This is a genomic window from Ruegeria sp. HKCCA4008, from assembly GCF_013033125.1.
In the GTDB taxonomy this organism is placed as follows: Bacteria; Pseudomonadota; Alphaproteobacteria; order Rhodobacterales; family Rhodobacteraceae; genus Ruegeria.
On sequence record NZ_WQDM01000008.1, the window covers coordinates 50,394 to 77,137 of the forward strand.

The following is a 26,744-nucleotide window of genomic DNA, read 5'->3' on the forward strand; positions in this document are numbered from 1 at the left end:
CCCTACACCCTCTCGATGATCTTTTCTCCGAACAGGCCTTGCGGCCTGAACACAAGGAAGATCAGCGCCAGCACATAGGCAAACCAGTTCTCGGTTGCGCCACCGACCATCGGTCCGATTGCGAATTCGAACAGCTTTTCCCCCACGCCGATGATCAGACCGCCCACGATGGCACCGGGGATCGAGGTGAACCCGCCCAGCATCAGCACCGGCAGCGCCTTGAGTGCGATCAGCGACAGTGAAAACTGGACCCCCGATTTGGTGCCCCACATGATGCCCGCGACCAGAGCGACGAACCCGGCCACCGACCAGACCATGACCCAGATGAAGTTGAGCGATATGCCCACCGACAGCGCCGCCTGATGGTCATCCGCCACCGCGCGCATGGCCCGGCCCTGCTTGGTGTACTGGCTGAACGCCACCAGAGCGGCCACCAACAGCGCCGCAATGATCGTTGCCACGATGTCCAGATTGTCGATGAAGAAGCCGTAGTCGAAGATGTTATAGGTCGTCTCATCAATCCATAGGTTGATCCCTTGTGGCAGGCCCACATCCAGCGTCTTGATTTCAGACCCCCACATCAGGTCGGCCACGCCTTCAAGGAAATACGCCAGACCAATGGTCGCCATGAACAGAATGATCGGTTCCTGCCCCACCAGATGGCGCATGACGAACCGCTGCACGGCCCAGGCCAGCAATACCATCACACCCATCGTCAGAATGATCGCGAACAGCGCGGGCACATTCCACCCGAAATAATGGATATGGGTGCCGAAAGTCGCGTTGATCAGATGGGCAAACGGCACTTGCCCATTCATGATCCCGACCAATGTCATCGCCGCAAACAGGGCCATAACCCCTTGCGCATAATTGAAAATACCGGACGCCTTGTAGATCAGCACAAAGCCCAGCGCGACCAGCGCATAGAGCACCCCGGCCATCAGACCATTGAGGATGACCTCCATCGCGAAGATAAGTTGTTCAGGCATCCCAGCCCCTCCCCAATTCTGCCCAGAGCTTAATCATGGCTGACCCCCAGATAGGCGTCGATGACTTCCTGGTTGTTGCGCACCTCGTCGGGTGTGCCGTCGCCGATCTTTTTGCCGTAATCCATCACGACCACCCGGTCGCTCAGATCCATCACCACACCCATATCGTGCTCGATCAAAGCAATCGTGGTGCCGAATTCGTCATTCACGTCGAGGATAAAGCGGCTCATGTCCTCTTTCTCTTCGACATTCATCCCGGCCATCGGCTCATCCAGCAGCAACAGCTTGGGCTCCGCCGCTAGCGCTCGCGCCAGTTCGACACGTTTCTTCAACCCGTATGGCAGACGTGACACGGGCGTCTTGCGGATGTGCTGGATTTCAAGAAAGTCGATGATCTTCTCGACCGCCTCGCGGTTTTGCACCTCTTCCGCTTCGGCCTTGCCGCGCCAGATCGCCTGCTGGAGGATGTTGGTCTTCATGAAGTTCAGACGACCCGTCATCACGTTGTCCAGAACGCTCATACCCTCGAACAGGGCGATGTTCTGGAACGTCCGCGCGATTCCCTGCTGCGCCACCTCAAAGGGGCGCATGGGCGGGCGCCTGGACCCATGGAACCAGACCTCGCCTTCCTGCGGAACATAGAAGCCCGAGATCACGTTCAGCATCGAGGATTTCCCGGCGCCGTTCGGCCCGATGATGGCGCGGATCTCGCCCTCGCGGATATCGAACGAGATATCCTTGATCGCCACCACGCCGCCAAAACGCAGGGTGATGTTCTTCATTTCCATCACCACACCGCCGATCTTGCGACCGTCTTCGGTGACATATCCTTCGGAATTATCCAGCATCGGTCACTCCCTGACTTGCGCGAAAACGGGACGGCGGGCGGGGCGATGACCGCAGGTCGAGCGGCGCGCGTGCGGCCCTCATTCTGCGGCAACCTTGTGTTGGGCGACGGGAACAACCGGCGCATCGACAATTTCCAGCGTCGCCGAAATCGATCCCTTGCGACCATCCTCATAGGTCACCTCGGTCGTGGTCGAAACCGTCTTGGACCCGTCATAAAGCGCGGCAATGATGTCGCTGAACTTGTCCTCGACAAACCCACGCCGCACCTTGCGGGTCCGGGTCATCTCGCCATCATCGGCATCCAGTTCCTTGTGCAGCACCACAAAGCGGTGCACCTGACAGCCCGATAGCATCTCGTCAGCGGCGACCGACTTGTTCACCTCTTCCACATGGGCCTTGATCGTCTCTAGCACGCGCGGATGTCCCGCCAGTTCCTGATACGAGGCATAGGCCACGTTGTTGCGTTCGGCCCAGTTGCCGACCGCGGTCAGATCGATATTGATGAAGGCCACACAGCGATCCTTGCCATTGCCGAACAGCACCGCCTCCAGAATATCGGGATAGAACTTCAGCTTGTTCTCGACATATTTCGGCGCGAACATCGACCCGTCGGCCATCTTGCCCACGTCCTTGGCGCGGTCGATGATCCGCAGATGACCCGAGCTTTCCTCGATGAACCCCGCGTCGCCCGTGGCCACCCAGCCTTCAGGGTCCTTGGTCGATGCGGTCGAGTCCGGGTTCTTGAAATATTCGACGAACACGCCGGGCGAGCGGTAGTGTATCTCGCCCTTGTCGTCGATCCTGATCTCGACATCGGGGGCCGGGACGCCAACGGTGTCGGCGCGCACCTCGCCGTCGGGCTGGACGGTGATGAACACGGTCGCCTCGGTTTGGCCGTACAACTGTTTCAGGTTGATGCCTAAAGAGCGATAGAAATCAAAGATCTCCGGCCCGATCGCCTCACCCGCCGTATAGCCCACCCGAAAGCGCCCATATCCCAGCGTGTCTTTGAGCGGCCCGTAAACCAACAGATTGCCCAGCGCATATTTCAACCTGTCACCCAAGCTCACCGGCTTGCCATCCAGCAACCGGCCGCCGACCTTCTTGGCATGCGCCATGAAGTAGTGGAACATGCGCTGCTTGAGCTTGCTGGCATCCTCCATTCGGATCATCACATTGGTCAACTGGGTCTCGAAGACCCGCGGCGGCGCGAAGAAATAGGTCGGCCCGATCTCGCGCAGGTCAGTCATCATCGTGTCGGCGCTTTCAGGGCAGTTCACGCAGAAGCCGCACCAGTAGGCCTGACCGATGGAAAAGATGAAATCCCCGACCCAGGCCATCGGCAGATAGGACAGGATGTCCTCGTTGCGGGTCAGGTGGTCGAATTCGGCTGAGTTCTTTGCACTTTCGATCACGTTGCGGTTTGACAGCACCACGCCCTTGGGCTTGCCCGTGGTACCCGAGGTATAAAGCATCACGCAGGTGTCGTCATAGGTGATCTCGCCGATGCGCCTGTCCAGTTCGGCGTCGAAACGCGCATGACCGGCGCTGCCCTCGGCCTTGATGTCGTCAAGGGCATTCATCTGGCTGTGGTCGTATTTCCGCATACCGCGCTTGTCGGTATAGAGGATGTGTTTGACCTGATGCAGGTTTTCCTGAATCTCGATGACCTTGTCGACCTGCTCCTGATCGCCGCAGACGACATATTTCGCCCCGCAATGCTCCAGCACATAGGCCATCTCTTCGGCAACCGCGTCTTGATAGAGAGGGACCGGAATGGCACCGACCATCTGCGCCGCAACCATTGACCAATAATGTGCCGGACGGTTGCGCCCGATTACGGCGATGTGGTCACCTTTTTCAACGCCAAGTTCAAGAAATCCAAGCGCCAGCGCGCGGATTTCGGCGGCCGTTTCCGCCCAGGTCCAGCATTGCCAGATCCCGAATTCCTTTTCGCGGTAAGCCGGGGCATCCCCGAACTGCGTCGCATTGCGATGTAGCAGCGCCGGAAGGGAGTGCATCCCTTCGGCGCCCGACTGCGTCTGAGCCAATTCTATCTCTCCTCCCCATCCGGCCCCGGGTCGGGCCGGAACGGCGTCGCCGGGTCAGACCGGAACGCTGTTGCCCCGATTAAGGACAAGGAGGACGATCAGCGTCAACTTTTTCGTGATGTTTTCTCAATTCTTACGAATTGTAACAATGGAGGGGTGATCGTCTGATCCTGTTTCAAACCGCATATTCTAGTCGTGTTTTGTACTTTAACTGTCTGCTTTCAAACAGTCTTGGGCCAATGGGCGTGCCAATACAAATTGGCAAGTGAACAAGGAGCTTGACATGACAACGCGAGGCAATTGCCTGTGCAAAAATACGAAATGGGAGTTTATCGGGGATGTGACATGGGCGTGCTACTGCCATTGCGATGATTGCCGTCGAAACTGTGCCGCACCCATAGTTGCATGGTTGGGTGTTCCACTTCGGAACTTCAAATGGACTGCCCAAGCACCCAAAACACTGGAAAGCTCAAAAGGTGTATTCCGGCATTTCTGCCGCGATTGTGGTTCTCCAGTTGGTTTTGAAGCAGACCATTACCCTGGTGGGATGCATTTATATGCCGCTTCAATGGAACACCCAGAGGACTTTGTTCCGACCTTCCACGTCAACTACCAAAGCAAACTTCCATGGCTGCGTATCGAAGACGATCTGACGAAGTACGAGGGCACACTCCTTCACGCCCCAGAGGATTTGAGTGCTTATGACGATTAGGCCGATTCAGGGTCTAAGTAACGCTCAAAGCCAATCCCGCAAAATCGGAATCAGCGGCACATCGGCAGCCGGCATCGGATAGTTCCGCAGGTCATTCGCGCGCACCCATTTCAGCGCCTGACCCTCTTTCGACTGCGGGATGCCGTCCCATTTGCGGCAGGCAAACAGGGGCATCAGCAGGTGGAAATCATCATAGCTGTGGCTGGCAAAGGTCAGCGGTGCAAGACACGAGGCCCAGGTGTCGATGCCCAGTTCCTCGTGCAACTCGCGGATCAGGGCGGCCTCGGGGGTTTCGCCCGTCTCGATCTTGCCGCCGGGGAATTCCCACAGTCCGGCCATGGATTTGCCTTCGGGGCGTTGGGCCAGCAGCACGCGGCCCTCGATGTCGATCAGGGCGACAGCAGAGACTAACACGGTTTTCACGAGCGATAATCCGCGTTGATCTCGATATAGCCGTGGGTCAGATCACAGGTCCAGACGGTGGATTTCCCCTCGCCCAGCGCCAGATCGACCGCAATCACGAGGTCCTGACCTTTCATGTATTCGGCGGCGTCCTCTTCGCGGTAGTTGGGGCTGACCCAGCCGTTCTCGGCCACAAGAATATCACCGAAGGAAATGCTGAGCTTGTCGCGATCCGCCGCCGCGCCCGACTTGCCGATGGCCATGACGATACGGCCCCAGTTCGGATCCTCACCGGCAATGGCGGTTTTTACCAGAGGGGAGTTGGCGATGGCCAGACCGTGGATCTTGGCGTCAGCGTCCGAGGCGGCTCCGGTCACGCGGATTTCCACGAATTTGGTGGCGCCTTCCCCGTCACGCACCACTTGTTGCGCCAGATCCAGCATCACGCCTTCCAGCGCCTCGGCAAATGCAGCGTTGGTGGTGGCATCGACGCCCGAGGCCCCGGTGGCGCACAAAAGCAGCGTATCCGAGGTCGAGGTGTCGCTGTCCACAGTGATGCAGTTGAAGGTGCGATCTGTGTGGGCGCTCAGCATTTCCTGCAACGCCGATTGCTCAACCTGTGCGTCGGTGAAGATATAGACCAGCATCGTCGCCATGTCTGGCGCGATCATTCCGGAACCCTTCGCAATCCCTGCAATAGAGACTGTTTTGCCACCGATTTCGACCTGTGCGCTCGCCCCTTTCGGGAACGTGTCCGTCGTCATGATCGCCCGCGCGGCGTTTTCGATGGCATGGCGGCTGAGGCCGGATTTCAACGCCTCAAGCTGCGATATGATGCGATCATGCGGCAGCGGTTCACCGATGACACCGGTGGACGAGGTAAAGACCCGTTCGACCGGGACACCGGTCGATTTGGAAACGGCCTGCGTCACCTCGGCAACCGATGTCTGGCCATAATGCCCGGTAAAGGCGTTGGCGTTGCCCGAGTTCACAAGGATCGCCGCAGGTCCATCGCTGGGGCCGCCGATTTTCTTCTGACAATCCAGAACCGGTGCCGCGCGGGTGGCCGAGCGGGTGAAGACACCCGCCACCGACGTGCCCGGATCAAGAACAGCCAGCATGACATCCGTGCGACCCTTATAGCGCACACCCGCTTCGACGGTGGCAAAACGCACACCGTCAATCGCAGGCAGTTCAGGGAAAGACGCCGGCGCCAGCGGCGAAACCTTCGGGATCGTGGCCACTGGTCTTTACTCCTGAATCAGGTCCAGCTGGCGCATGATCTCGGGGCCTGCGCCTTCCAGCGCGGGGCGTTCGATCTGTGCCTGCTGCGTCAACTCGTCGATCCGCGTCTGAATTGCATCTTGCTGGATCGTTTGGGCCAGCTCATCGCGCACCGCGTCCAGTTCGGGGGCTTCGGTTTTGCGCTTGTCGTTCAGCTTAACCAGATGCCAGCCAAACTGAGTTTGCACCGGATCCGACACCTGCCCTTTTTCCAGCGCGATCACTGCTGCCTCAAATTCAGGAACCATCTGGCCTTTTCCGAACCATCCCAGCGCGCCACCATTCGGGCCGGACGGACCGGTCGAGTTCTCGCGGGCAAGTTCCGCAAAGTCGGCGCCATCATCAAGCTGTGCCTTGAGCGCTTTGGCTTCTTCTTCCGATTCCACCAGAATATGGCTGGCGTCGAATTCGTCTTCACCTGCAAAATCGTTGAAACGCGCATCGTAAGCGGCCTGAATGGCTTCCTCTGTGACGAGATCGTTGGTCAGAGCCGCGACCGTCTGAACCGCCTGAAGCGACCGCTTTTCATTGTCGAGTGTCAGCGCGTTTTGCTTGTTCAGGCCATCCTGTTGCTGTCCCAGCAATTGCTGCTGGATCAGCTGTTCCAGAACGAAATCGAACAGCACGTCGTCTTCCGCCTGCTGATATTGCGGTGGCAAAGAAGCGACGGTGGCGATCACGTGACCCAATGTGATCTCATCCCCGTTTACCCGAGCGACAACGGTCGATGCATCCGGCTGGGTTTCGGCGGCCAGCGGCAGGGCCATCACGGCGGCCAGGGCCAGCGATGGCAGAAAAGTGAGACCTTTGGGCATTGAATCATCCTATTTTCTTGCCGCGACAGGGCGCGGCGTTGACACTCTGGAACCTGCCGCTTACATCGCTTTGAAGCCTTGGACAGGGCCGCCTTTCACCCCCCGTATCTATGGGTTGCGCGCAAGGTGGGCAAGCCTGTCGCAACCACGAAAAGAACAGATCCTCTGGAGTGAACATGCTGGGACTCGGAACGCTCGCCAAAAAGGTGTTCGGAACACCGAACGACCGCAAGATCAAGGCGACCCGCCCTCTGGTCGAAAAGATCAATGCGCTGGAGCCAGAGTTTGAAAAACTTTCAGATCAAGGTCTGATCGACAAGACCGAAGACCTGCGCAAGCGGGCACTGGATGGCGAAAGCCTGGACGACCTGCTGCCCGAGGCCTTTGCCAACGTACGCGAGGGCGCCAAGCGCGCACTTGGCCTGCGGGCCTTTGACGTGCAGCTGATGGGCGGCATTTTTCTGCATCAGGGCAACATCTCGGAAATGAAGACGGGCGAAGGCAAGACTCTGGTCGCCACCTTCCCGGCCTATTTGAACGCGCTGACCGGCAAGGGCGTGCATGTCGTCACGGTGAACGAATACCTAGCCAAACGTGACGCGGAATGGATGGGCAAGGTGTTTGCGGCCGTAGGCATGACCACTGGTGTGATCTGGTCCGGCCAGCCCGACGCGGAAAAACTGGCCGCGTATTCCTGTGACATCACGTATGCCACCAACAATGAGCTGGGCTTTGACTATCTGCGCGACAACATGAAGGCGGATCTGGAGCAGGTTTACCAGAAACATCACAACTTTGCGATTGTGGACGAGGTCGACTCGATCCTGATCGATGAAGCGCGGACGCCGCTGATCATCTCGGGTCCCGCGCAGGATCGGTCGGATCTGTACACCGCCATTGATGCCCTGATCCCGACGCTGAGCGATGATCATTACACCCTGGACGAAAAATCGCGCAATGTGACCTTTACCGATGAAGGCAACGAATTCCTTGAGGCACAGTTGCTTCAGGCCGGCCTGATTCCCGAAGGCCATTCCCTGTATGACCCGGAAAGCACCACCGTCGTGCATCACGTCAACCAGGCGCTGCGTGCACACAAGCTGTTCCAGCGCGACAAGGATTACATCGTGCGCGACGGCAATGTCGTTCTGATCGATGAATTCACCGGCCGCATGATGCCGGGCCGTCGCCTGTCCGAAGGTCTGCATCAGGCGATCGAAGCCAAGGAAAAGGTTCAGATCCAGCCGGAAAACGTCACATTGGCCAGCGTGACTTTCCAGAACTATTTCCGCCTGTACGACAAACTGAGCGGCATGACCGGCACCGCGTTGACCGAGGCCGAAGAATTTGCCGAGATCTACGGTCTGGGCGTGGTCGAAGTTCCGACCAACCTGCCGATTGCCCGTATCGACGAAGATGATCAGGTCTATCGTACGGCCGCCGAAAAATACAATGCGATGATCGCCGAGACGAAAAAGGCGCAGGAAAAGGGCCAGCCGGTTCTGCTGGGGACCACGTCGATCGAAAAATCCGAACTGCTCAGCCAGATGCTGACCAAGGAAGGTATCAAGCACAACGTTCTGAACGCCCGCCAGCACGAACAAGAGGCGCAGATCGTTGCTGATGCCGGTCGTCTGGGTGCGGTGACCATCGCCACCAACATGGCCGGTCGCGGCACCGACATTCAGCTTGGCGGCAATGTCGAGATGAAGGTGCTGAAAGCGATTGCCGAGAATCCAGACGCGGATCCGTCCGAGCTGCGGGCCGCCGAAGAAGCACGCCACGCCGAAGAAAAAGAAAAGGTTCTGGCTGCTGGCGGCCTTTACGTCATGGCGTCGGAACGCCACGAAAGCCGCCGCATCGACAACCAGCTGCGCGGCCGTTCCGGCCGTCAGGGCGACCCGGGCCGAACGGTATTTTACCTGAGCCTCGAGGATGACCTGATGCGCATCTTCGGCTCGGAGCGGCTGGACAAAGTATTGACCACGCTGGGCATGAAAGAAGGCGAGGCGATCATTCACCCCTGGGTGAACAAGTCGCTGGAACGCGCGCAGTCCAAGGTAGAAGGCCGCAACTTTGACATGCGCAAGAACGTTCTGAAGTTCGACGACGTGATGAACGACCAGCGGAAGGTGATCTTCAGCCAGCGCCGCGAAATCATGTCTGCGAACGACCTGTCCGAGATCGTCTCGGATATGCGCGAACAGGTGATTGACGACCTGATTGACGAATACATGCCGCCGAAATCCTATGCTGATCAGTGGGATACTGAGGGTCTGCACGAGGCGATAAAGGACAAGCTGAATATGGACGTCCCGGTTCAGGACTGGGCCGCCGAAGAAGGCGTGGATGACGAGCAGGTGCGCGAACGTCTGATCAAGGCCGCGGATGAGATGATGGCCCAGAAGGCCGTCGCCTTTGGCCCTGAAAACATGCGCAACATCGAAAAACAGGTTCTGCTTCAGACCATCGACAGCAAATGGCGCGAGCACCTGCTGACCCTGGAACATCTGCGCTCGGTCGTGGGTTTCCGCGGTTATGCCCAGCGCGATCCTCTGAACGAATACAAGACCGAAAGCTTTCAGCTGTTCGAAACTATGCTGGATTCCCTGCGCGAGACCGTGACACAGCAATTGTCGCGCGTACGCCCGCTGACCGAAGAAGAACAGAAAGAAATGCTGGCTCAGATGGCCGGGCAGCAGGCTCAGGCGCAGGAGGCCGTGGACAAGGCCGCGAAACAGGCCGAAGCCAAGGCCGAGGCTGCGGCCTCGGGTGATGCGCTTCCGGGGTTCAACGAAAGCGACCCATCGACCTGGGGCAACCCGTCGCGAAATGATCCGTGCCCGTGTGGCTCGGGCAAGAAGTTCAAACACTGCCATGGCCGACTGACCTAACGTCACCCGCCGAATCCACAATGTGTTCGTCTCGCGGCCACAAATTGGCCGCGATTCGTGGCGAATGTGCGATTTGCTCCTTCAACTGGGGAGGGTGTCTTGTTTGTAGTTCGAAACTACGTGACCATGTGCGGCACGGTCGCTTGTGCTTTGGGCATAGGCTACCTGATGCAGAACGGACCAACCGCGCAGCCGGCGAACGCGGGGGATAGTGTTGATGTTGCCTCGGCATCTCAACAATCCTCGGTTCTGTCGGGGTTGGATGCTATCGTACTGACTTCGGCTTCGGCGTCTGACGCAGATTCCGGGGCGGCAGCGCCCGAACCTCGCGTAGTTCCGTCAGCCCCGAAAACGACGGATTGCAACATCAGCGCGCGCGCCGTCGCCGTCCCCGGCGCCATGGCACAGCTGTCGCTGCGGGCACCCTGCCACCGAAACGAACGCGTTGAAATTCATCACAGCGGCCTGACGGTCAGCCAGAACACCGACGATTCCGGCGCCTTGGACATGACCATCCCGGCACTGTCGGAATACGCGATTTTCCTGATTTCGTTCGAAGATGAAACGGGTACGGTCGCCACCACTCACGTGACCGACATTGCCGAATATGACCGCGTCGTCCTGCAATGGCAGGGTGAAACCGAGTTGCAGATTCACGCGCTGGAATTCGGGGCAAGCTATGGCAGCAGCGGCCACGTGTGGGATGATTCCTCGGCAAATGGCGCAGGAGAGGTTCTGCACCTGGGCCAGACGGGTCTGGGCCGTGCCAAGAATATCGAAGTATATTCCTTTCCGACGGGCGCGTCGGATCGGTCCGGCAGCATCGACCTGACGGTCGAAGCCGAAGTGACCGAATCCAACTGCGGGCAAACGCTGAATGTGCAGGCGCTGGAACTTGTGTCAGATAGCCGCCTGCGGTCGCGCGACATGTCCCTGACCCTGCCGGATTGTTCACAGGCCGGTGAGTTTCTGGTGTTGAATAATCTGCTCTCAGACCTGACAATTGCGGCAAAGTAATCCGCAGGCAGGCTCGACTCTCTTATGACTTTCTTTCGTGCGGCTGTGACCGCGCTGTTAACCGTTGCAGGTGCGACCTGTGCAGTGGCGCAGGACATCACGCTGACGTCTCATGACGGCAAGGTCGAAGTAACAGGCAACCTGCTGGGCTTTGACGGCGAATTCTACCGCGTCGATACGCAGTTCGGTGAGTTGACCGTTGATGGCTCGGGCGTCACCTGCGACGGACCTGCATGCCCCAGCCTGACGGATTTCGTAGCCGAGTTGCGGTTTTCCGGATCGTCTGTCATGGCCGAAACGGTCCTGCCCGCCCTGATCATCGGGTTTGCGCGGCAGGAAGGCCTGACTGCAACGCCTGCCCGCTTGGATGCGGACACCTTCGTCTATGAGCTTTTTCAGTCAGGCCGTGACGCCTCGTTGGCGCGGTTCTACTTTGACGTAGGGACCACGGATCGCGGCTTCGCCAAGTTGATCGGGGATCAGACAGATATCGTGATGGCCCTGCGCGAAGTACGCGAGGCAGAGCGGGATGCAGCCGATGCCGCGGGGCTGGGTGATTTGAAACGGGCCCGGCGATCCAGGGTTGTTGCATTGGACGCCATGGTTCCGGTGGTGGCACCCGATAGTGTGATGCGTCAGATTTCGCTGGCCGATTTGGCGCGCATTCTGTCAGGTGAAGTGAAGAACTGGGTGGACCTGGGCGGGCCGGATGCTCCGATCGCGTTGCATGTGCCGGATCCGGGATCGGGGCTGGCGCAGGCTGTCGAGGATCAGGTATTGAAGACCGCTGGTGTGGAACTGACCGATACCGCAATCCGTCACATTCGAACGAGCGATCTGACCAAGGCCGTGGCCAAGGACCCGTTTTCCATCGGAATCGCCAGCAAAGCGACAGCTGGCGATGCCCGAGCCCTGCCATTGACCGGAGGGTGTGGGCATCCGCTGGCCGCCACCCGTCAATCGATCAAGACCGAAGATTATCCACTGAATCTGCCGATGTTCCTGTATCTGCCCGAACGCCGCCTGCCGCTGATCGCACGACAGTTTCTGGCCTTTAGCCTAAGCCCCGAAGCCCAGATGGCCATTCGTGGCGCAGGTTACGTGGATCAATCGCCCGAAACCTTGCCGGTTGGCGTACAGGGCGACCGGCTTGCCAACGCCATCGCGACCGGAGGGCCCGAGGTTGGGCTGGACGAGCTTCAGCGCATGATCGACACCCTGCGCCCGCTGTCGCGCCTGTCCCTGTCGGTTCGGTTCGAGCCCGGATCATCCCGTCCGGATGCGCAGTCACGTTCCAATATTCAGCAACTGGCGCATATGCTTGACGCCGGCACATTGAAGGCGCGCAAGCTGGTGTTCGCCGGTTTCAGCGACGGGGATGGCGGGGCCGCTGCCAACGCCCGCATTGCCCTGCGACGTGCACAGACTGTACGAAACGCGGTTCTGGCCGCGGCCGAGACATCGATATCAGACAGTATCGAGGTGGTCGCGGAAGGGTTCGGCGAAGCAATGCCGATGGCCTGTGACGACACCGAATGGGGCCGCAAGGTCAACCGCCGGGTTGAAATCTGGGTGCAGTGAAGCTCACAGATACCCTTCGGACCGAAAGCTCAACTCGGTCGATTTTCCAATGATCAGGTGGTCGTGCAGGGTCAGGCCCAGGGCCGAACAGGCATCCTGAATACGGTTGGTCATGTCGATATCCGACTGCGAAGGCGTCGGATCGCCCGACGGGTGGTTGTGCACCAGAATCAGGGCCGAGGCGTTCAGTTCCAGCGCTCGTTTGGCGACCTCGCGCGGGTAAACCGGCACGTGATCCACGGTGCCTTTGGCCTGTTCCTCATCCGCGATCATTACGTTCTTGCGATCCAGATAGAACACGCGAAACTGTTCGATCTCACGATGCGCCATGGTGGTGTGGCAATAATCCAGCAGCGCATCCCAGCCCGAGATCACATGCCGCTGCATCACCCGGGCGCGGGCCATCCTGTGGGCGCAGGCCTCAAGAATTTTCAGGTCGGTAACCACGGTATCGCCAACGCCCTTGATCTGGCGCAGCCGTTCCTCGGGCGCGGTCAGGACACGATTGAAATCACCAAAAGTATCCATCAGCGCCCGCGCCAGTGGCTTCACATCCTGCCGGGGAATGGACCGGAACAGGACCAGTTCAAGCAGTTCATAATCCGGCATCGCCGCCGATCCGCCGGTCATGAACCGTTCGCGCAGCCGCTTGCGGTGGTCTTTTATGTAGGAGGGTAGCCGACCAGAGGGCAGCGGCTGCGCCGGGGCTTCGTCCGTATCAAACAGCATCGGGGCTTCGGCAAAGGCGTCCTGTGTCATGAGCGCACCCTGACTCAGAATCGGTTTCTGATTGGTTAACGCACCTCACCCGCCATGCGTGCCGTGGCCCGGCGGACAATCATGTGCAGAAGGATCGAGAATAAGCCCAGGGTCAGCATCGCGGCAAACATGAGATCGGTCTTGGCACGTCCATTGGCCAGCAGCATCAGATAACCCAGCCCCTGCGACGAGCCGACCCATTCGCCGATCACCGCTCCGATCGGGGCATAGACCGCCGCCAGCCGCATCCCCGACGCCAGCGACGGCAGAGCGGCCGGAATTCGGATATGCCACAGCACGGCACGCTTGCTGGCCTGCATCGTTCGGGCCAGATCCAGATACCCCGACGGGGTGCGCATAAGCCCGTCAAAAAAGGATGAGGTGATCGGGAAATAGATGATCAAAACCGCCATGGCGACCTTGGACCACAGCCCATAGCCCAGCCATAGCGTCAGCAACGGCGCCAATGCGAATACCGGCAGAGCTTGCGTGAACACGAGCATCGGCTGCACCAGCACCCGCGCCGCCCGCGAATTCGCCAGTTGCAACGCAGTAACGACACCCAGCAGCGTTCCGCATGCCAGACCGATCACCACTTCTACCGCGGTGATCCAGGTATGCTCAGCGATCACCCAGCGGTTCTGCCACCAGGTTTCGGCCACGACGGCGGGTCCAGGCAGGATGAACTTCGGCAACCCGGTCAGGGTCACGATGCCCTGCCAGATCAGCAAGGCAAACAAAGTTGCGGCCAATGCAGAAAAATACTTCATGCCGCGCCCTCGCGGAGAAGACGCAGCAAGGCACCCTGGGTTTCCAATGTCTTCAGATCATCCACGCGGCGCGGGGCCGGGGCCCGGGGCGGTTCGCACGGCGTCAATCCGTGTTCCGTCATCACCACGATGGATTGCCCCAGACGCGCGGCCTCTGCGGGATCATGGGTCACAAGAAGGACGGTTCGACCGTGCAATGCTTCGGCAGCCAAATCCTGCATGTCAGCGCGTGTGCGGGCATCAAGGGCCGAAAAGGGCTCGTCCAGCAAAACAACGGGGCGATCTTCCATCAGTGTCCGGGCCAGGGCGACACGCTGACGTTGCCCGCCGGACAACGCGCTGGGCTTCTTGTTCATGTGATCCTGCAACCGCATACGCTTGATCAGGCGGTCGCGTCGATCAAGATCCACGGTTTCCCCGCGCAGACGCGCGCCCAGCGAGACATTCTGCGCGACGGTTGCCCAAGGCAAAAGAAGATCGTCCTGCGCCATGTATGCGACACGCTCAGCCACAGGCAAGCCATCACTGGCCGTGATCCGCCCAGCGAAGACAGCCCCGGTCTCGAGCCCCGCAATCAACCTCAGAACCGTGGTTTTTCCCACGCCCGAACCACCCAGCAGGCATGTCCACGCCCCGGCCCCTAGGGTCAGGGACAACGGCGCAAACAGGGTCGCGCCGTCGATCGTGGCAGTGCCGTTGATGGTCAGTTCGGGCGCAGGTGTCATGGCGTCAAACCCATCTGCCAGAAGTCGACTTCAAGCTCTGTCGCCTTGCGGAAGGTCTTGCACAGTCGATCCCAGCGTGGTGACCCCTGAAAATCAGCCCCAATACGTCTTGTTAGAGCCTGATCCAGCAACTCGCCAACCGCCACACATGCGCCTTGGTAATCTTCGCCGGCATAAGTGTCGATCCAGCCGCGATATGTCTCGGACGTTGCCTCGGCGGACAGGCGCGTACCGATCTCACCATACCCCATGACGCAAGGAACGAGGGCCGCCAGCAGGTCCAGAAAATCGCCGCTGTAGCCTGCTTCCAGGACAAACCGGGTATAGGCCAGATTCTCGTGCCGCTCTGGCGTGGCAAACAACTCTGCCTGCGAGATACCTTCTGCCGCGCAGATACCGATATGCAGTTTCATCTCTTCGCTGATCAAACCGTTCACGGTTCGCGATGCGGCAAGCATTTCTTCATGCGTTTCTGATTTCACCACGGCCAGCGCCCAGGCACGTGAGAAGTGGATCAGAAACACATAATCCTGCCGCAGATAGTGCAGAAACGCCTCGCGTGGCAGCGTTCCGTCTTTCATGCCCTCTACGAACGCGTGGCGGGTATAATCCCGCCACGGCCCCGCCGCGGCATCGCGCATCAGCGCAAAGGCTTTGCCATAGTTGCTCATTGCGCGGTCACGTCGATGGTGATGTCACTGACCGGAAGGACGCTGTCGATCATCCCGCTTTCGTTTAGGAAGGTTTCGAACCTGGCATAACGACCGGCATCAAAACCTGCCGGACGCAGCGCAAAGCGCGGCAGTGTATCGACCCAGGCGCGGGCATTCAGCTCGTCCTGAAGTTCGGGCGAGGTCGCCGCGAAGATTTCCCAGCTTTTTTCCGGGTTGTTGACGATATATTGGGTCGCTTTTTCAGTCGCGGCGAGGAACCGGGCGATCTTGTCCTTGTCCATCGTTTCCGGATTGGCGACATAGATCAGTTCATCATAAGACGGAACGCCCTCTTCCTCGATATAGAAGCAGGTGCCGGGACGGCCTTCGATATCCATCTGATTCAGTTCGAAGTTGCGATATGCGCCAATCACCGCGTCCACCTGACCGGTCATCAGCGACGGCGAGAGGGAAAAGTTGACATTGATCAGCTCAACATCGCCCAGCGCAACATCGTATTTGCCCAGAACGGTGCCAAGGATGGCTTCTTCGACCCCAGCGACCGAGAAGCCGATTTTTTTATCCTTGAGGTCAGCAGGCGACTTGATCGGCCCGTCTTCCAGCACCAGAAGACAGTTTAGCGGCGTCGCAACCAATGTGCCGACACGCTTCAGCGGCAGGCCCTCGTGAATTTGCAAGTGCAGTTGCGGCTGGTAAGACACCGCCAGATCGGCTTGGCCAGCAGCCACCAAACGGGGCGGGGCGGACGGGTCGGCGGGTGGAACGATCTCGACCTCAAGCCCTTGTTCGGCAAAATAGCCGTTTTCCTGCGCCACGATGATGGGACCATGGTCAGGGTTGATGAACCAGTCCAGCAGGACGGTCATTTTGTCTTCGGCCCATGCCGGCGCGGCGGCCAGAAGGGCGATGGCTGTCATCAGCTTTTTCATGTCTCGCGTTTCCCTTTTCTTCACGAGGTTGAGGCCGCGACGAGGACAATCTCACCCGGCCAATCTGGTTGAATCTGTTCGGCGGCACGCCATGCCCGCAAACCGGTGGCACAGCAAAGAGCCAGCCTTTTTCCTTTGTTAGGGTCTATCCTGCGTAAATTATCCGGTGAAATGCGCGTCGCGTTAGAATGGATGGGAACAGGGGCTTCCTGCGAACTGCGCAGCTCGATGATCTGATCCGTGTCCATCAGCTGGCTTGCGGACAGAAAGCGAAAGCAGTTGCCGGGCTCGGGTGCGTCATCAAAGCGAAACCCGGTGCTGCGCAGGGTTCTTGCATCATATTGAACCAACTGCCCAAGGGGCGAGGGATCAAGTCCAAGGATCAAGCTGAGCGCCATCTGCGCCTGCATCGCCCCGATCACGCCAACCACGGGCCCCAAAACCCCCGCAGTGGCGCAGCTGGCGCCACTGTCCGGTGCATCGGGAAATACAGCGCGCAGCGATGGGCCCCCGCCGCAGAACCCGCCCACATAACCCGAAAGCCCCAGCACCGAGGCGCTGATCAAAGGCTTGCCCTGCGCCAGACACGTGTCCGACAGGATGTAGCTGGCTGCGTAGCTGTCGGCACAATCCAGAATGATATCGGCTTGCGACACCGAGCCAGGCGCATTTTCGCTGGTCAGAGCCTGATTCAGACCGATGACATCGGTTTCATCATTCAGCGCGCGGCAACGGGCGGCGGCGGTTTCCGCCTTGGGTTGCCCGCAATCGGCCTCGGAGAAAAACGTTTGACGGTGCAGGTTCGACAGATCGACGGTATCCCCGTCCATGACCGTGATCCGCCCCACCCCGGCCCCTGTCAAAAGCGGCAGAACCGGTGCAGCCAGACCGCCCGCACCGACGACCAGAACATGGGCCGCTGACAGGCGTGCCTGCCCCTGTGCCCCGACTTCGGGCAAAAGCGTCTGGCGGGCATATCGGCTCATCGTGTGACCTCGATCCACGCGCGCACCCGTGCTTCGGGGTCGGGGTTCAGTGTGATATCCGTGACCGCCGAGACGATGTCCGCCCCGGCCTTCAGCACACCGGCCGCGCGCTCGACACTCATGCCGCCAATACCGACCAAGGGAATATCACCAACCCGCGCCTTCCATTCTGTTACGCGAGGCAGGCCCTGCTGATACCATTTCATCTTTTTCAGAATGGTGGGGTAGACCGGGCCCAATGCCACGTAATCGGGATCCATGGCCAGCACACGCTCAAGCTCATCATCGTCATGGGTGGAAACGCCCAGTTTCAGACCCGCTTTTCGGATGGCTTTCAGGTCGGCGTCGTCCAGATCTTCCTGCCCCAGATGGATCCAGTCGCAGCCCAGATCGATCGCGTGTTGCCAATAGTCATTGATCACAAGAACCGCCCCATGGTCGCGGCACAATTCGCGTGAAACGGCAATCTGGTCGCGCACCGCATCGTCTGGCTGATCCTTGATGCGCAGCTGCACCAGTTCGACACCCAGCGGCAACATCCGCCGCAGCCAGTCCGAGTGATCAATGATCGGATAGAAACGGTCCAGCGTCATGACAGGAAGGCCTTTCCAACAACAGGGGTAGAGGGTTCCGCCATGTCGCGCGGCTCGATCGGGTCGGCCTGATGGGCCAATTGCCCGGCAAGAGTTGCCTGCGCCATCGCCTTGGCCATCAGAACCGGATCTCCGGCACGGGCCACAGCTGTGTTGAGCAGAACCGCGTCAAAGCCCAGCTCCATCGCGCGGGCCGCGTGGCTGGGCAAGCCGATACCGGCGTCCACCACCAGGGGAATGTCAGGAAATTCGGCCCGCATCGCACGCAGAGCGTATTCGTTGTTCAGCCCGCGCCCTGACCCGATCGGTGCGCCCCAGGGCATGAGCACCTCGCATCCCGCTTCCAACAGGCGTTCTCCCACGATCAGGTCATCGGTGGTGTAGGGAAACACCTCGAACCCATCCTCGGTCAGAATGCGGGCGGCTTCGACCAGTTGGAAAACGTCCGGTTGCAGACTGTCCGTGTGTCCGATGAGTTCCAGCTTGATCCATCGGGTCTCGAACACTTCGCGGGCCATATGGGCGGTCGTCACGGCCTCTTTCACCGTATGGCAACCAGCCGTATTGGGCAGGATCAGAACTCCCAGGTCGCGGATCATGTTCCAAAAGGTCTGGCCCGCACCCGCTTCACGCCGCAAGGATACGGTGGCAACGCCTGCACCGCTTTCGCGAAACGCCTGTTCCAGAATGGCCGGGCTTGGATATTGCGCCGTGCCCAGCATCAGCGGGTTGGGCAGTTCAGTGCCGTAAAACGTCTTCATCTTCAGCCCCCCTGCATCGGCGCGACGACCTCGACCCGGTCGCCTTCGGCCAGCTTGTGAGCGATGCGCAGGCTTGAGGGCACGAAATCTTCGTTCACGGCGGTGGCCACACGGCCCGAGAAACCGCATTCGTCCAACAATTCCGACAGGGTTTCGGCGCGCACCTCACGCGTCTCGCCGTTAAGCACGATCTTCATCGACCATCTCCGAATGTGTGTTGTTCAGCGCCAGATCCGCAACACCCCGTGCCAGCGCCGGTGCCAGCAGATATCCGTGGCGATAAAGCCCGTTGGCATAGATCGTCCGGCCCAAACGCCGGATGCGCGGCAAGTTGTCGGGAAAGGCGGGGCGCAGATCGACACCTATCTCCAAAACTTCGGCTTCGCCAAAAGCCGGGTTCACGGCATAGGCCGCGCTGAGCAATTCCAGCATCGAACGGGCGGTAATGCGGCTGCTGTCCTCGGATTCGATCATGGTCGCACCCAACATATAGACGCCGCCGCCGCGCGGAACGATATAAAGCGGCATCCGCGGGTGCAGCAAACGAACCGGGCGCGTCAGTTCCACGTCAGGGCATCGTATGACCAGCATCTCACCCTTCACGCCGCGCAGATCATGCAGGTATTCGCGGGCGTGAAGTCCACGGCAGTCAATTGCATTCTTCAACTGGGCGGGCGCCAGCTTCCGGTGAAACGCGACGCCTTGGCTTTGCAGTTGACGATACAGATCTTGCAGCGCCTGACGCGGATCGACATGGGCTTCGCGTTCGAAGAACAGGCCCTGGCCAAACCCCATCAGATCAGGCTCTAATTCGGATATTTCTGCCCGTTCGACTTTGGTGAACTCTTTTGTTCGACGCGCAAATCGGCGCAGGTCCGGCACATCACGGGCACTTGCGACAACAAGCGTTCCCCGACGGGTCACGTTGGTGCGTTGAGCCCACCATTCGATCGCCGCCTGACCCAGGCGCAGCACCGGTTCTTCTGCGTTTTCATATTCGCACCACGGCGCCAGCATTCCCCCGGCCCACCATGAACACCCATGCGGGCCCGGTGGCCCGCCGGGGTCGTATATCTGCACCTTCGCACCGCGCGACACCAGTTCGCTGGCAACGGCAAGACCGGCAACCCCTGCCCCTATGACAGACCAAAGCGTCACGAGGGCCAAACCCGGTGGAAATGATGCACCGGGCCGTGCCCAGCGCCGACATTCAGCTCATCCGCGCGCGCGATGGCCCCTTGCAGATAGTCATGCGCCTGCGCAACCGCGTCAATCAGGGTCAGCCCATTGGCCAAACCGGCGGTGATGGATGACGACAGGGTGCATCCTGTTCCATGGGTGTTTTTCGTATCCTGACGCGGGGCCTGAAACTCGGCCATGACACCCGACGGATCGATCAGCAAATCGTGGCAGATGTCACCTGACCCGTGTCCGCCCTTCATCACGACTGCTCCCGCACCCAAAGCGCACAATGCCCGGCCCTGTTCAGCCATCTGCTCACGCGTTTCTGCCGCTGGCATGTTCAGCAGGCACGCCGCCTCAGGCAGATTCGGCGTAAGAACCGTCGCCGTTGGCAACAACACATCGTGCAGCGTCCGGACCGCCTCTTGCGCCAACAAAGCGTCGCCGGATTTGGCGATCATGACCGGATCAAGAACCACGGGACCCTCGAAAGCCGCCAGCCCCTTGGCGACCGTATGAATGATCTCAGGTGTGCCAAGCATGCCGATTTTGACGGCCCTGACGTCAAGATCGTTCAGAACCGCGTCGATTTGGGCGGAAATCACATCCAGCGGAATCCCATGCACCGCGGTGACAGCTTGCGTGTTCTGCGCAGTAACGGCGGTGATGACACTTGCGCCAAAAACACCCAGCGCCGACATTGCCTTCAGGTCAGCCTGAATGCCCGCGCCGCCGCCACTGTCGGATCCTGCTATCGTCAGGGCAATTGCCGCCATGTCGTTGCTCCATCTTCTATGGGCAACGGAGTAGAGAAAACGTCTGTGTTCAAGAGACCGTTCCCTACGCCGGAATTGCCCGGATCAGGTTCGATGGGTTAACGCGGTTGCGTCTCTCAGCCCTGTCAAAGGGCACCCCAACGGTTGAGGCGGACAATCTCAGGGTCGAGGGCCGGAATCAAGACTCAATTTTCCAGATATATTGCCACTTTCAGCTTTCTGCTAAGGCCAAAACAGCATGTAAATGACAGAGGCATGCGAGGCTCTGCCTCGCGCTCCGGGATATTATGGGCCCGATGAAGAAAGGGTCCCATACTTCATCTGGCTGCAAATATCCCGGGGGAGTCGCCCGAAGGACGGCGGGGGCAGAGCCCCCGTTCCTAGTCGTTCAGCCTTTCATACCGTCCCAGAAAGACTTGACGGATGAGAAAAAGCTTTTTGATTCCGGATGATTGTCTTCACCCAGATCATCAAACTCACGCAGCAGTTCTTTCTGGCGGCTGGTCAGGTTGACCGGGGTTTCCACAGCCAGTTCAATGAACATGTCACCCACACCACCGCCGCGCAACGCAGGCATGCCTTTGCCGCGCAGGCGCATTTGCCGACCCGACTGACTTCCGGCCGGAATCTGAACGCGGCCGCGACCGCCATCAATGGTCGGAACCTCGATCGATCCGCCCAGCGCCGCCTTGGCCATGCTGACCGGCACGCGGCAGAAGAGGTTCACGCTGTCGCGTTCGAACAGTTTGTGCTCGGCCACTTCGACGAAAATATACAGATCGCCCGGAGGTCCGCCGCGCATTCCCGCCTCACCTTCGCCTGCCAGGCGAATTCGCGTACCGGTTTCGACACCGGCAGGAATGTTCACCGACAAAGCGCGGTCCTTTTCGACCCTGCCGGCCCCCTGACAGGATTTACAGGGGTTCTTGATGATCTGCCCCAATCCCGAACAGGTCGGGCAAGTCCGTTCCACCGTAAAGAAGCCCTGTTGTGCCCGCACTTTCCCCATGCCCGAACAGGTGGGGCAGGATGTGGGTTCAACGCCACCTTCAGCCCCGGTACCTTCGCAGGACGAACACGCCACGGCCGTTGGCACGTTGATGGTTTTTTGCAGGCCCGAGTAGGCTTCTTCCAGCGTCACACGCAGGTTGTAGCGCAGGTCCGAGCCGCGCGCGGCGCGACGCCCGCCGCCGCCCCTTTGACCACCCATGAAATCGCCGAACAGGTCGTCGAATACATCCGAAAATGCGCTGGAGAAGTCGCCTTGACCGCCAAAGCCGCTACCGGGGCGGCCACCGCCGCCCATGCCGTTTTCAAATGCGGCATGGCCAAAGCGATCGTAAGCTGCCTTCTTTTCGGCATCGCGCAGCACGTCGTAAGCCTCATTGGCTTCCTTGAACTGCGCCTCGGCATCCGGGTTGTCCTTGTTGCGGTCAGGGTGCAGCTCTTTGGCTTTCCTGCGAAAGCCCTTCTTGATCTCATCCGCCGAAGCGCCCTTGGACACGCCGAGCACTTCGTAATAGTCGCGCTTTGACATTTGTTATTCCTTCGTGCCGCCGGACGCGGTGCTTTCATTGAGCCTGTACACGCCGTTGGTGTTGTTTGCAAAACTGGCCACGTAACCTGCCTTATTCAAGACCTCGTCCAGCCCGTCGTCCGAATGCTTGATTTCTATCAGCAGCACTTCGGGCCAAATCTCTCGCGGTGCGTCTTCGAAAAAAGCGCGCAATACGCGGGTTTCCTGACCTTCGATATCTATTTTTCATTGCATCAACCTTGGTCAGCCCGGCATCGCGTATCGCGTCCAACAACGGAATCGCCTGAACGCACAGATCGCCCGACTCGGCAACTTTGGCATGACCCCGATCGCCAAGGTTCGCGGATTCGAACCACACCTCACCCGGTTTGTCAGACAAGGCCTTGTCGCAATGGATGACTTCACTGGCTTGATTGGCAACCAGATTGGTACCAAGGCGAGCCTTGTTGACCGGATCCGGTTCAACAACCAGGGCTTTGAGGTTGCGCCCCAACTTCTGCGCAACTGATCTGACCCACAGGGTGTACAGCCCGACATTTGCACCGGCGTCGACAAAGGCATAATCGCCAGAGCCCTGCGACATATGGTTGGCCAGCGATTGACGCTCATCCAGATCAAAGAACTGCGAGCCGGTTATGACGCGACGTTCGGCCCAGTTGTCAGATGGGTACAATCGGCATTTCTGGCCGCCAAACACCTCAACATCGTAAGGCTCTCGCTGAGAGGCCATTACTATCCTGCGAATTCCGGACGACATCCATTGACGCGGCATGCCCTCAGACCACCGGCGCAATATTTCCATCCGATGTGAGAGAGCGTAGGTGCCAAATGAAGGTTTCGGAGACGCGTGCTGCATGGTCAAGACCGTTCCGGCAGGCCCGAACCAGGCCTGCCGGAACCGAGTAACACGTTAGGCGCGCTTGTCGTCGTCGAGGTCTTCGAACTCGGCGTCAACGATGTCATCGTCGCCTGGTGCAGCGTCTGCGGCAGCAGGTTCCTCTTCGCCTTCTTCGGCTTGCGCCTTATAGATGGCTTCGCCCAACTTCATCGCGGCTTCGGTGACGTTCTGGATGCCCGACTTGATCTTGTCGGCATTCTCGGTTTCCAGCTCGTCCTTCAGCGCGGCAATGGCCAGCTCGATGGCTTCGATGGTGGTCGGGTCGACCTTGTCGGAATGCTCTTCCATCGACTTCTCGGTCGAGTGGATGAGGCTCTCCGCCTGGTTCTTGGCGTCGACCAGCTCGCGGCGTTCCTTGTCGGCTTCCGCGTTCTCTTCGGCGTCCTTGACCATCTTTTCGATATCCTCGTCGGACAGTCCGCCCGATGCCTGGATGGTGATCTTCTGTTCTTTGCCAGTGCCTTTGTCTTTGGCCGAAACCGAGACGATGCCGTTGGCGTCGATGTCAAAAGTCACCTCGATCTGAGGCATGCCGCGCGGTGCCGGCGGGATGTCTTCAAGGTTGAACTGACCCAGGATCTTGTTGTCCGCCGCCATTTCACGCTCACCCTGGAACACGCGGATGGTCACGGCGTTCTGGTTGTCCTCGGCGGTCGAGAAGACCTGGGACTTCTTGGTCGGGATCGTGGTGTTGCGGTCGATCAGGCGGGTGAACACGCCACCCAGCGTTTCGATACCCAGCGACAGCGGGGTCACGTCCAGCAGAACCACGTCTTTGACGTCGCCTTGAAGAACACCGGCCTGGATGGCGGCGCCCATGGCAACCACTTCGTCCGGGTTCACGCCCTTGTGCGGCTCTTTGCCGAAGAACTTGGTGACCTCTTCGATCACTTTCGGCATCCGGGTCATACCACCGACCAGAACAACCTCGTCCACGTCAGCAGCCGACAGACCCGCGTCTTTCAGAGCGGCTTGGCAGGGCTTCAGCGACTTCTTGATCAGGTCCGACACCAGCGATTCCAGCTTGGCACGGGTCAGTTTCATGACCATGTGCAGCGGCTGACCGTTGGCGCCCATCGAGATGAAGGGTTGGTTGATCTCGGTCTGCGAGGTCGAAGACAGTTCGATCTTGGCTTTTTCCGCGGCTTCTTTCAGACGCTGCAGGGCCATCTTGTCCTGAGACAGATCGACACCGTGTTCCTTTTTGAACTCATCCGCCAGGTAGTTGACGATGCGCATGTCAAAGTCTTCACCACCCAGGAAGGTGTCACCATTGGTCGATTTGACCTCGAACAGGCCATCGTCGATTTCCAGGATGGTCACGTCGAAGGTACCACCACCAAGGTCATAGACCGCGATGGTTTGGGTTTCTTCCTTGTCCAGACCATAGGCCAGCGCAGCAGCCGTCGGTTCGTTGATGATCCGCAGCACTTCCAGACCGGCGATTTTGCCGGCGTCTTTGGTGGCCTGACGCTGGGCGTCGTTGAAATATGCCGGAACGGTGATGACCGCCTGGGTGACGTCTTCGCCCAGATAGCTCTCGGCGGTTTCCTTCATCTTGCCCAGAATGAAAGCGGAAATCTGGCTGGGGGAGTATTTTTCACCGCGGGCTTCAACCCACGCGTCACCATTGCCGCCATTCACGATGGAATACGGCACCATTTTCTTGTCTTTTTCTACTTCGGCATCATCCACGCGACGACCGATCAGACGTTTGACGCCAAAGATCGTGTTGTCGGGGTTGGTGACCGCCTGACGTTTTGCAGGCTGACCGACCAGTCGCTCATCTTCGGTGAAGGCGACGATCGAAGGCGTGGTCCGCGCCCCTTCGGCGTTTTCGATGACCTTCGGCTGCGAGCCTTCCATGATGGCTACGCAGGAGTTCGTGGTTCCGAGGTCAATCCCGATTACTTTTCCCATTTTTGCAATCCCTTTCTCTTCAAGGCGATGTCCCGAGGGTCGGACCCTTTATGGCATCCCACCCCCGATCTGATGTGCGCGACAGCACTACCATCGCGCGTCCCGGCGTATATAAGGGCGAGGCAAGAGGCCTGCAAGCACCGTAGAGTGCAGGTTTTCGGGAATTTGAGGTCTTTTTTGGCAAGAAATTGGAAAGGTTTGGGGTTTCCGGAATGACGCGGGTGGTCTTGCGAGGGTTCGAAATCAGAAAAGGCTATGTTGACCCTGCTGCCCAGGCACGGCTGATCGCGGCCCTTCGACCGATTCTGAAAGCGGCACCCTTGTTTCGACCCGTCACGCCTTCGGGCAAAGAGATGTCGGTAAGAATGACCTCGGCCGGGGATCTGGGATGGGTGACCGACAAGGCAGGCTATCGCTATCAGGATAAGCACCCGAAAGGCGGGGTCTGGCCTGAAATCCCCCCGGTCATTCTTGATATCTGGAATGATCTGGTCAGCACCGAGCGCGCGCCGGATTGCTGTTTGATCAACTACTACGGGGAAGGCGCCAAAATGGGCCTGCACCAGGACAAGGACGAGGCAGATTTTTCCTGGCCCGTTCTGTCGGTTTCCCTGGGCGATGACGCCCTGTTCCGAATTGGCAACACGACCCGTGGCGGCAAGACCGAGTCGATCTGGCTGGGCTCGGGCGACGTGGTGATCATGGGCGGCCCGGCCCGGCTGGCCTATCACGGGATCGACCGGATCAGATATGGATCATCCCGGCTGTTGCCAAAAGGCGGACGGATCAACTTGACGCTGCGGGTCGCATGTTAGCGGCGCGCGTTCCAGCTTTGCGAAACATGCTGGCGCGTGAAAAACTCAGCCATCAAACCGATCATCAACAAGGCTATCCCGACCCATAGCGCGTATTCCCAACTTGTGTTTCGCGGAAAGTAGTTTCGGAAGATGAAGCCCCGGCACTGGTCGATAATATGAAACAGCGGGTTCCAGGCGAACATCATCAGCAACCCGCCGCCCAGTGTGTTTGCAACGAACATCTTTCCCGAAAACACCATGTTCAGGCGACGGTAGATATTGGTGAGCATTCCCACAGTCGTCGGAAACCATGGTTTCATCGCCATGAACACCAAACCCACCGCGCATCCGGTAAACCAGGCCATTATCAGCATCGCGAAAGCACCGCCGGGATCCTGCACCTCGATCGGGGCGACCGCGACACTGTAGATGAACAGGATCACGAACATGGCCAGCAGTTGCTTGTAAAGAATACCGAGCGCCGCAGACAGGATCGTCACCATCACATTCATCGGCGAATGGAGCATCATCGGATTGTTCGCGGACCCAACCCCTGAAATCGCGCCTATCGACTGGATGTGCAGCATGAAGGGGAACACGCCAGACAGAACATACAACAGAAACTCGCCCCTGATTTTCGGTATTCCACCCCGGCCCATCAGTGACATGAGCAGGTAGAAAGTGGTTCCCATCACCACAAGCTGCAAAACATTTATCAGGATGGCGACTATTGCATTGGGATGTTGCGAGCGCACCTTTCGCACGGTGGCATGGAATACCAGCTCAGCCGTCGTGAAAGCGCCGCCCAGCAGCGTTTGGTTGCGCTTGAAATAGAACATTCAA

Annotated in this window: 26 protein-coding genes and 1 riboswitch; of the genes, 5 read left to right on the top strand and 21 right to left on the bottom strand. The window is 59.1% G+C overall.

Annotated elements, in window-relative coordinates; genetic code table 11:
- Positions 1 to 2 precede the first annotated feature (2 nt).
- From GOW60_RS16350 to GOW60_RS16360, 3 genes are all read right to left on the bottom strand, one after another.
- Complete coding sequence (locus GOW60_RS16350; protein ID WP_152459553.1) at positions 3 to 989, bottom strand: branched-chain amino acid ABC transporter permease; 987 nt, start codon at positions 987 to 989, stop codon at positions 3 to 5.
- A 29-nt stretch (positions 990 to 1,018) separates the two neighbouring features.
- Positions 1,019 to 1,837 carry an ABC transporter ATP-binding protein gene (locus GOW60_RS16355; protein ID WP_171116793.1) on the bottom strand — a complete coding sequence of 273 codons (819 nt, stop codon included), beginning with the start codon at positions 1,835 to 1,837 and terminating at the stop codon, positions 1,019 to 1,021.
- Between the two features lie 78 nt (positions 1,838 to 1,915).
- Positions 1,916 to 3,859: an AMP-binding protein gene (locus tag GOW60_RS16360; RefSeq protein WP_171230227.1), complete on the bottom strand. Its 1,944-nt coding sequence runs from the start codon at positions 3,857 to 3,859 to the stop codon at positions 1,916 to 1,918.
- Positions 3,860 to 4,172: 313 nt separating this feature from the next.
- Between GOW60_RS16360 and GOW60_RS16365 the strand changes: the two genes are divergently transcribed.
- Positions 4,173 to 4,601: a GFA family protein gene (locus GOW60_RS16365; RefSeq protein WP_171230096.1), complete on the top strand. Its 429-nt coding sequence runs from the start codon at positions 4,173 to 4,175 to the stop codon at positions 4,599 to 4,601.
- A gap of 24 nt (positions 4,602 to 4,625) precedes the next feature.
- On the opposite strand, the gene mutT is transcribed toward GOW60_RS16365, so the two are convergent.
- From mutT to GOW60_RS16380, 3 genes are read right to left on the bottom strand one after another with little or no spacing between them, the layout of a single operon-like run.
- Positions 4,626 to 5,024 (bottom strand): 8-oxo-dGTP diphosphatase MutT, encoded by a 399-nt coding sequence (gene mutT / locus GOW60_RS16370; protein ID WP_171230097.1) that lies wholly within the window; start codon positions 5,022 to 5,024, stop codon positions 4,626 to 4,628.
- Complete coding sequence (argJ, locus tag GOW60_RS16375; RefSeq protein ID WP_171230098.1) at positions 5,021 to 6,247, bottom strand: bifunctional glutamate N-acetyltransferase/amino-acid acetyltransferase ArgJ; 1,227 nt, start codon at positions 6,245 to 6,247, stop codon at positions 5,021 to 5,023. Before argJ ends, mutT begins: the two co-directional genes overlap by 4 nt.
- A 6-nt stretch (positions 6,248 to 6,253) precedes the next feature.
- On the bottom strand, positions 6,254 to 7,102 hold the full coding sequence (locus GOW60_RS16380; RefSeq protein WP_171230099.1) for a peptidylprolyl isomerase: 849 nt from the start codon (positions 7,100 to 7,102) through the stop codon (positions 6,254 to 6,256).
- Between the two features lie 176 nt (positions 7,103 to 7,278).
- Between GOW60_RS16380 and secA the strand changes: the two genes are divergently transcribed.
- The 3 genes from secA to GOW60_RS16395 all read left to right on the top strand — a co-directional run bounded on the left by secA (position 7,279) and on the right by GOW60_RS16395 (position 12,594).
- The gene (secA, locus tag GOW60_RS16385) at positions 7,279 to 9,996 is read left to right on the top strand and encodes a preprotein translocase subunit SecA (protein ID WP_171230100.1); all 2,718 of its coding nucleotides are present in this window, start codon (positions 7,279 to 7,281) and stop codon (positions 9,994 to 9,996) included.
- 99 nt (positions 9,997 to 10,095) lie between these two features.
- Positions 10,096 to 11,013 (top strand): hypothetical protein, encoded by a 918-nt coding sequence (locus tag GOW60_RS16390; protein ID WP_171230101.1) that lies wholly within the window; start codon positions 10,096 to 10,098, stop codon positions 11,011 to 11,013.
- A gap of 24 nt (positions 11,014 to 11,037) precedes the next feature.
- Positions 11,038 to 12,594 carry a phosphate ABC transporter substrate-binding/OmpA family protein gene (locus GOW60_RS16395; RefSeq protein WP_171230102.1) on the top strand — a complete coding sequence of 519 codons (1,557 nt, stop codon included), beginning with the start codon at positions 11,038 to 11,040 and terminating at the stop codon, positions 12,592 to 12,594.
- 3 nt (positions 12,595 to 12,597) lie between these two features.
- On the opposite strand, the gene radC is transcribed toward GOW60_RS16395, so the two are convergent.
- The 14 genes from radC to dnaK all read right to left on the bottom strand — a co-directional run bounded on the left by radC (position 12,598) and on the right by dnaK (position 25,104).
- Positions 12,598 to 13,353 (bottom strand): DNA repair protein RadC, encoded by a 756-nt coding sequence (gene radC, locus GOW60_RS16400; RefSeq protein ID WP_152459563.1) that lies wholly within the window; start codon positions 13,351 to 13,353, stop codon positions 12,598 to 12,600.
- A 35-nt stretch (positions 13,354 to 13,388) separates the two neighbouring features.
- The gene (locus GOW60_RS16405) at positions 13,389 to 14,123 is read right to left on the bottom strand and encodes an ABC transporter permease (RefSeq protein WP_171230103.1); all 735 of its coding nucleotides are present in this window, start codon (positions 14,121 to 14,123) and stop codon (positions 13,389 to 13,391) included.
- Positions 14,120 to 14,848 (bottom strand): ABC transporter ATP-binding protein, encoded by a 729-nt coding sequence (locus GOW60_RS16410; RefSeq protein ID WP_171230104.1) that lies wholly within the window; start codon positions 14,846 to 14,848, stop codon positions 14,120 to 14,122. The genes GOW60_RS16405 and GOW60_RS16410 overlap by 4 nt, the downstream gene beginning before the upstream one ends.
- Entirely contained in the window at positions 14,845 to 15,519 is a 675-nt protein-coding gene (gene tenA, locus GOW60_RS16415; RefSeq protein ID WP_171230105.1) for a thiaminase II, read from the bottom strand. Before tenA ends, GOW60_RS16410 begins: the two co-directional genes overlap by 4 nt.
- Positions 15,516 to 16,451, bottom strand: a complete 936-nt coding sequence (locus GOW60_RS16420) for an ABC transporter substrate-binding protein (protein WP_171230106.1) — start codon at positions 16,449 to 16,451, stop codon at positions 15,516 to 15,518. Before GOW60_RS16420 ends, tenA begins: the two co-directional genes overlap by 4 nt.
- Before the next feature lie 20 nt (positions 16,452 to 16,471).
- Positions 16,472 to 17,437: a HesA/MoeB/ThiF family protein gene (locus GOW60_RS16425; protein WP_171230107.1), complete on the bottom strand. Its 966-nt coding sequence runs from the start codon at positions 17,435 to 17,437 to the stop codon at positions 16,472 to 16,474.
- Positions 17,434 to 18,030, bottom strand: coding sequence for a thiamine phosphate synthase (locus GOW60_RS16430; RefSeq protein ID WP_171230108.1), 597 nt, complete (start codon positions 18,028 to 18,030; stop codon positions 17,434 to 17,436). Before GOW60_RS16430 ends, GOW60_RS16425 begins: the two co-directional genes overlap by 4 nt.
- Positions 18,027 to 18,791, bottom strand: coding sequence for a thiazole synthase (locus GOW60_RS16435; RefSeq protein ID WP_152459570.1), 765 nt, complete (start codon positions 18,789 to 18,791; stop codon positions 18,027 to 18,029). The genes GOW60_RS16430 and GOW60_RS16435 overlap by 4 nt, the downstream gene beginning before the upstream one ends.
- 2 nt (positions 18,792 to 18,793) lie before the next feature.
- A complete protein-coding gene (gene thiS / locus GOW60_RS16440; protein ID WP_171230109.1) occupies positions 18,794 to 18,988 on the bottom strand; it encodes a sulfur carrier protein ThiS in 195 nt (64 codons plus the stop codon).
- Entirely contained in the window at positions 18,972 to 19,949 is a 978-nt protein-coding gene (locus GOW60_RS16445; RefSeq protein ID WP_171230110.1) for an FAD-dependent oxidoreductase, read from the bottom strand. Before GOW60_RS16445 ends, thiS begins: the two co-directional genes overlap by 17 nt.
- Positions 19,946 to 20,749 (bottom strand): bifunctional hydroxymethylpyrimidine kinase/phosphomethylpyrimidine kinase, encoded by an 804-nt coding sequence (gene thiD / locus GOW60_RS16450; protein WP_171230111.1) that lies wholly within the window; start codon positions 20,747 to 20,749, stop codon positions 19,946 to 19,948. The genes GOW60_RS16445 and thiD overlap by 4 nt, the downstream gene beginning before the upstream one ends.
- A 44-nt stretch (positions 20,750 to 20,793) precedes the next feature.
- A riboswitch (TPP riboswitch) is annotated at positions 20,794 to 20,899 on the bottom strand.
- A gap of 238 nt (positions 20,900 to 21,137) precedes the next feature.
- On the bottom strand, positions 21,138 to 22,286 hold the full coding sequence (dnaJ, locus tag GOW60_RS16455; RefSeq protein WP_171230113.1) for a molecular chaperone DnaJ: 1,149 nt from the start codon (positions 22,284 to 22,286) through the stop codon (positions 21,138 to 21,140).
- A 91-nt stretch (positions 22,287 to 22,377) separates the two neighbouring features.
- The gene (locus tag GOW60_RS16460; protein WP_171230114.1) at positions 22,378 to 23,016 is read right to left on the bottom strand and encodes an FkbM family methyltransferase; all 639 of its coding nucleotides are present in this window, start codon (positions 23,014 to 23,016) and stop codon (positions 22,378 to 22,380) included.
- Positions 23,017 to 23,196: 180 nt separating this feature from the next.
- Positions 23,197 to 25,104, bottom strand: a complete 1,908-nt coding sequence (gene dnaK / locus GOW60_RS16465; RefSeq protein ID WP_171230115.1) for a molecular chaperone DnaK — start codon at positions 25,102 to 25,104, stop codon at positions 23,197 to 23,199.
- 212 nt (positions 25,105 to 25,316) lie between these two features.
- Between dnaK and GOW60_RS16470 the strand changes: the two genes are divergently transcribed.
- On the top strand, positions 25,317 to 25,919 hold the full coding sequence (locus GOW60_RS16470) for an alpha-ketoglutarate-dependent dioxygenase AlkB (protein WP_171230116.1): 603 nt from the start codon (positions 25,317 to 25,319) through the stop codon (positions 25,917 to 25,919).
- Here the strand turns inward: GOW60_RS16470 and GOW60_RS16475 are convergent.
- On the bottom strand, positions 25,916 to 26,740 hold the full coding sequence (locus GOW60_RS16475; protein ID WP_152459578.1) for an ABC transporter permease: 825 nt from the start codon (positions 26,738 to 26,740) through the stop codon (positions 25,916 to 25,918). The two genes, GOW60_RS16470 and GOW60_RS16475, sit on opposite strands and share 4 nt — an antisense overlap.
- Positions 26,741 to 26,744: the final 4 nt, after the last annotated feature.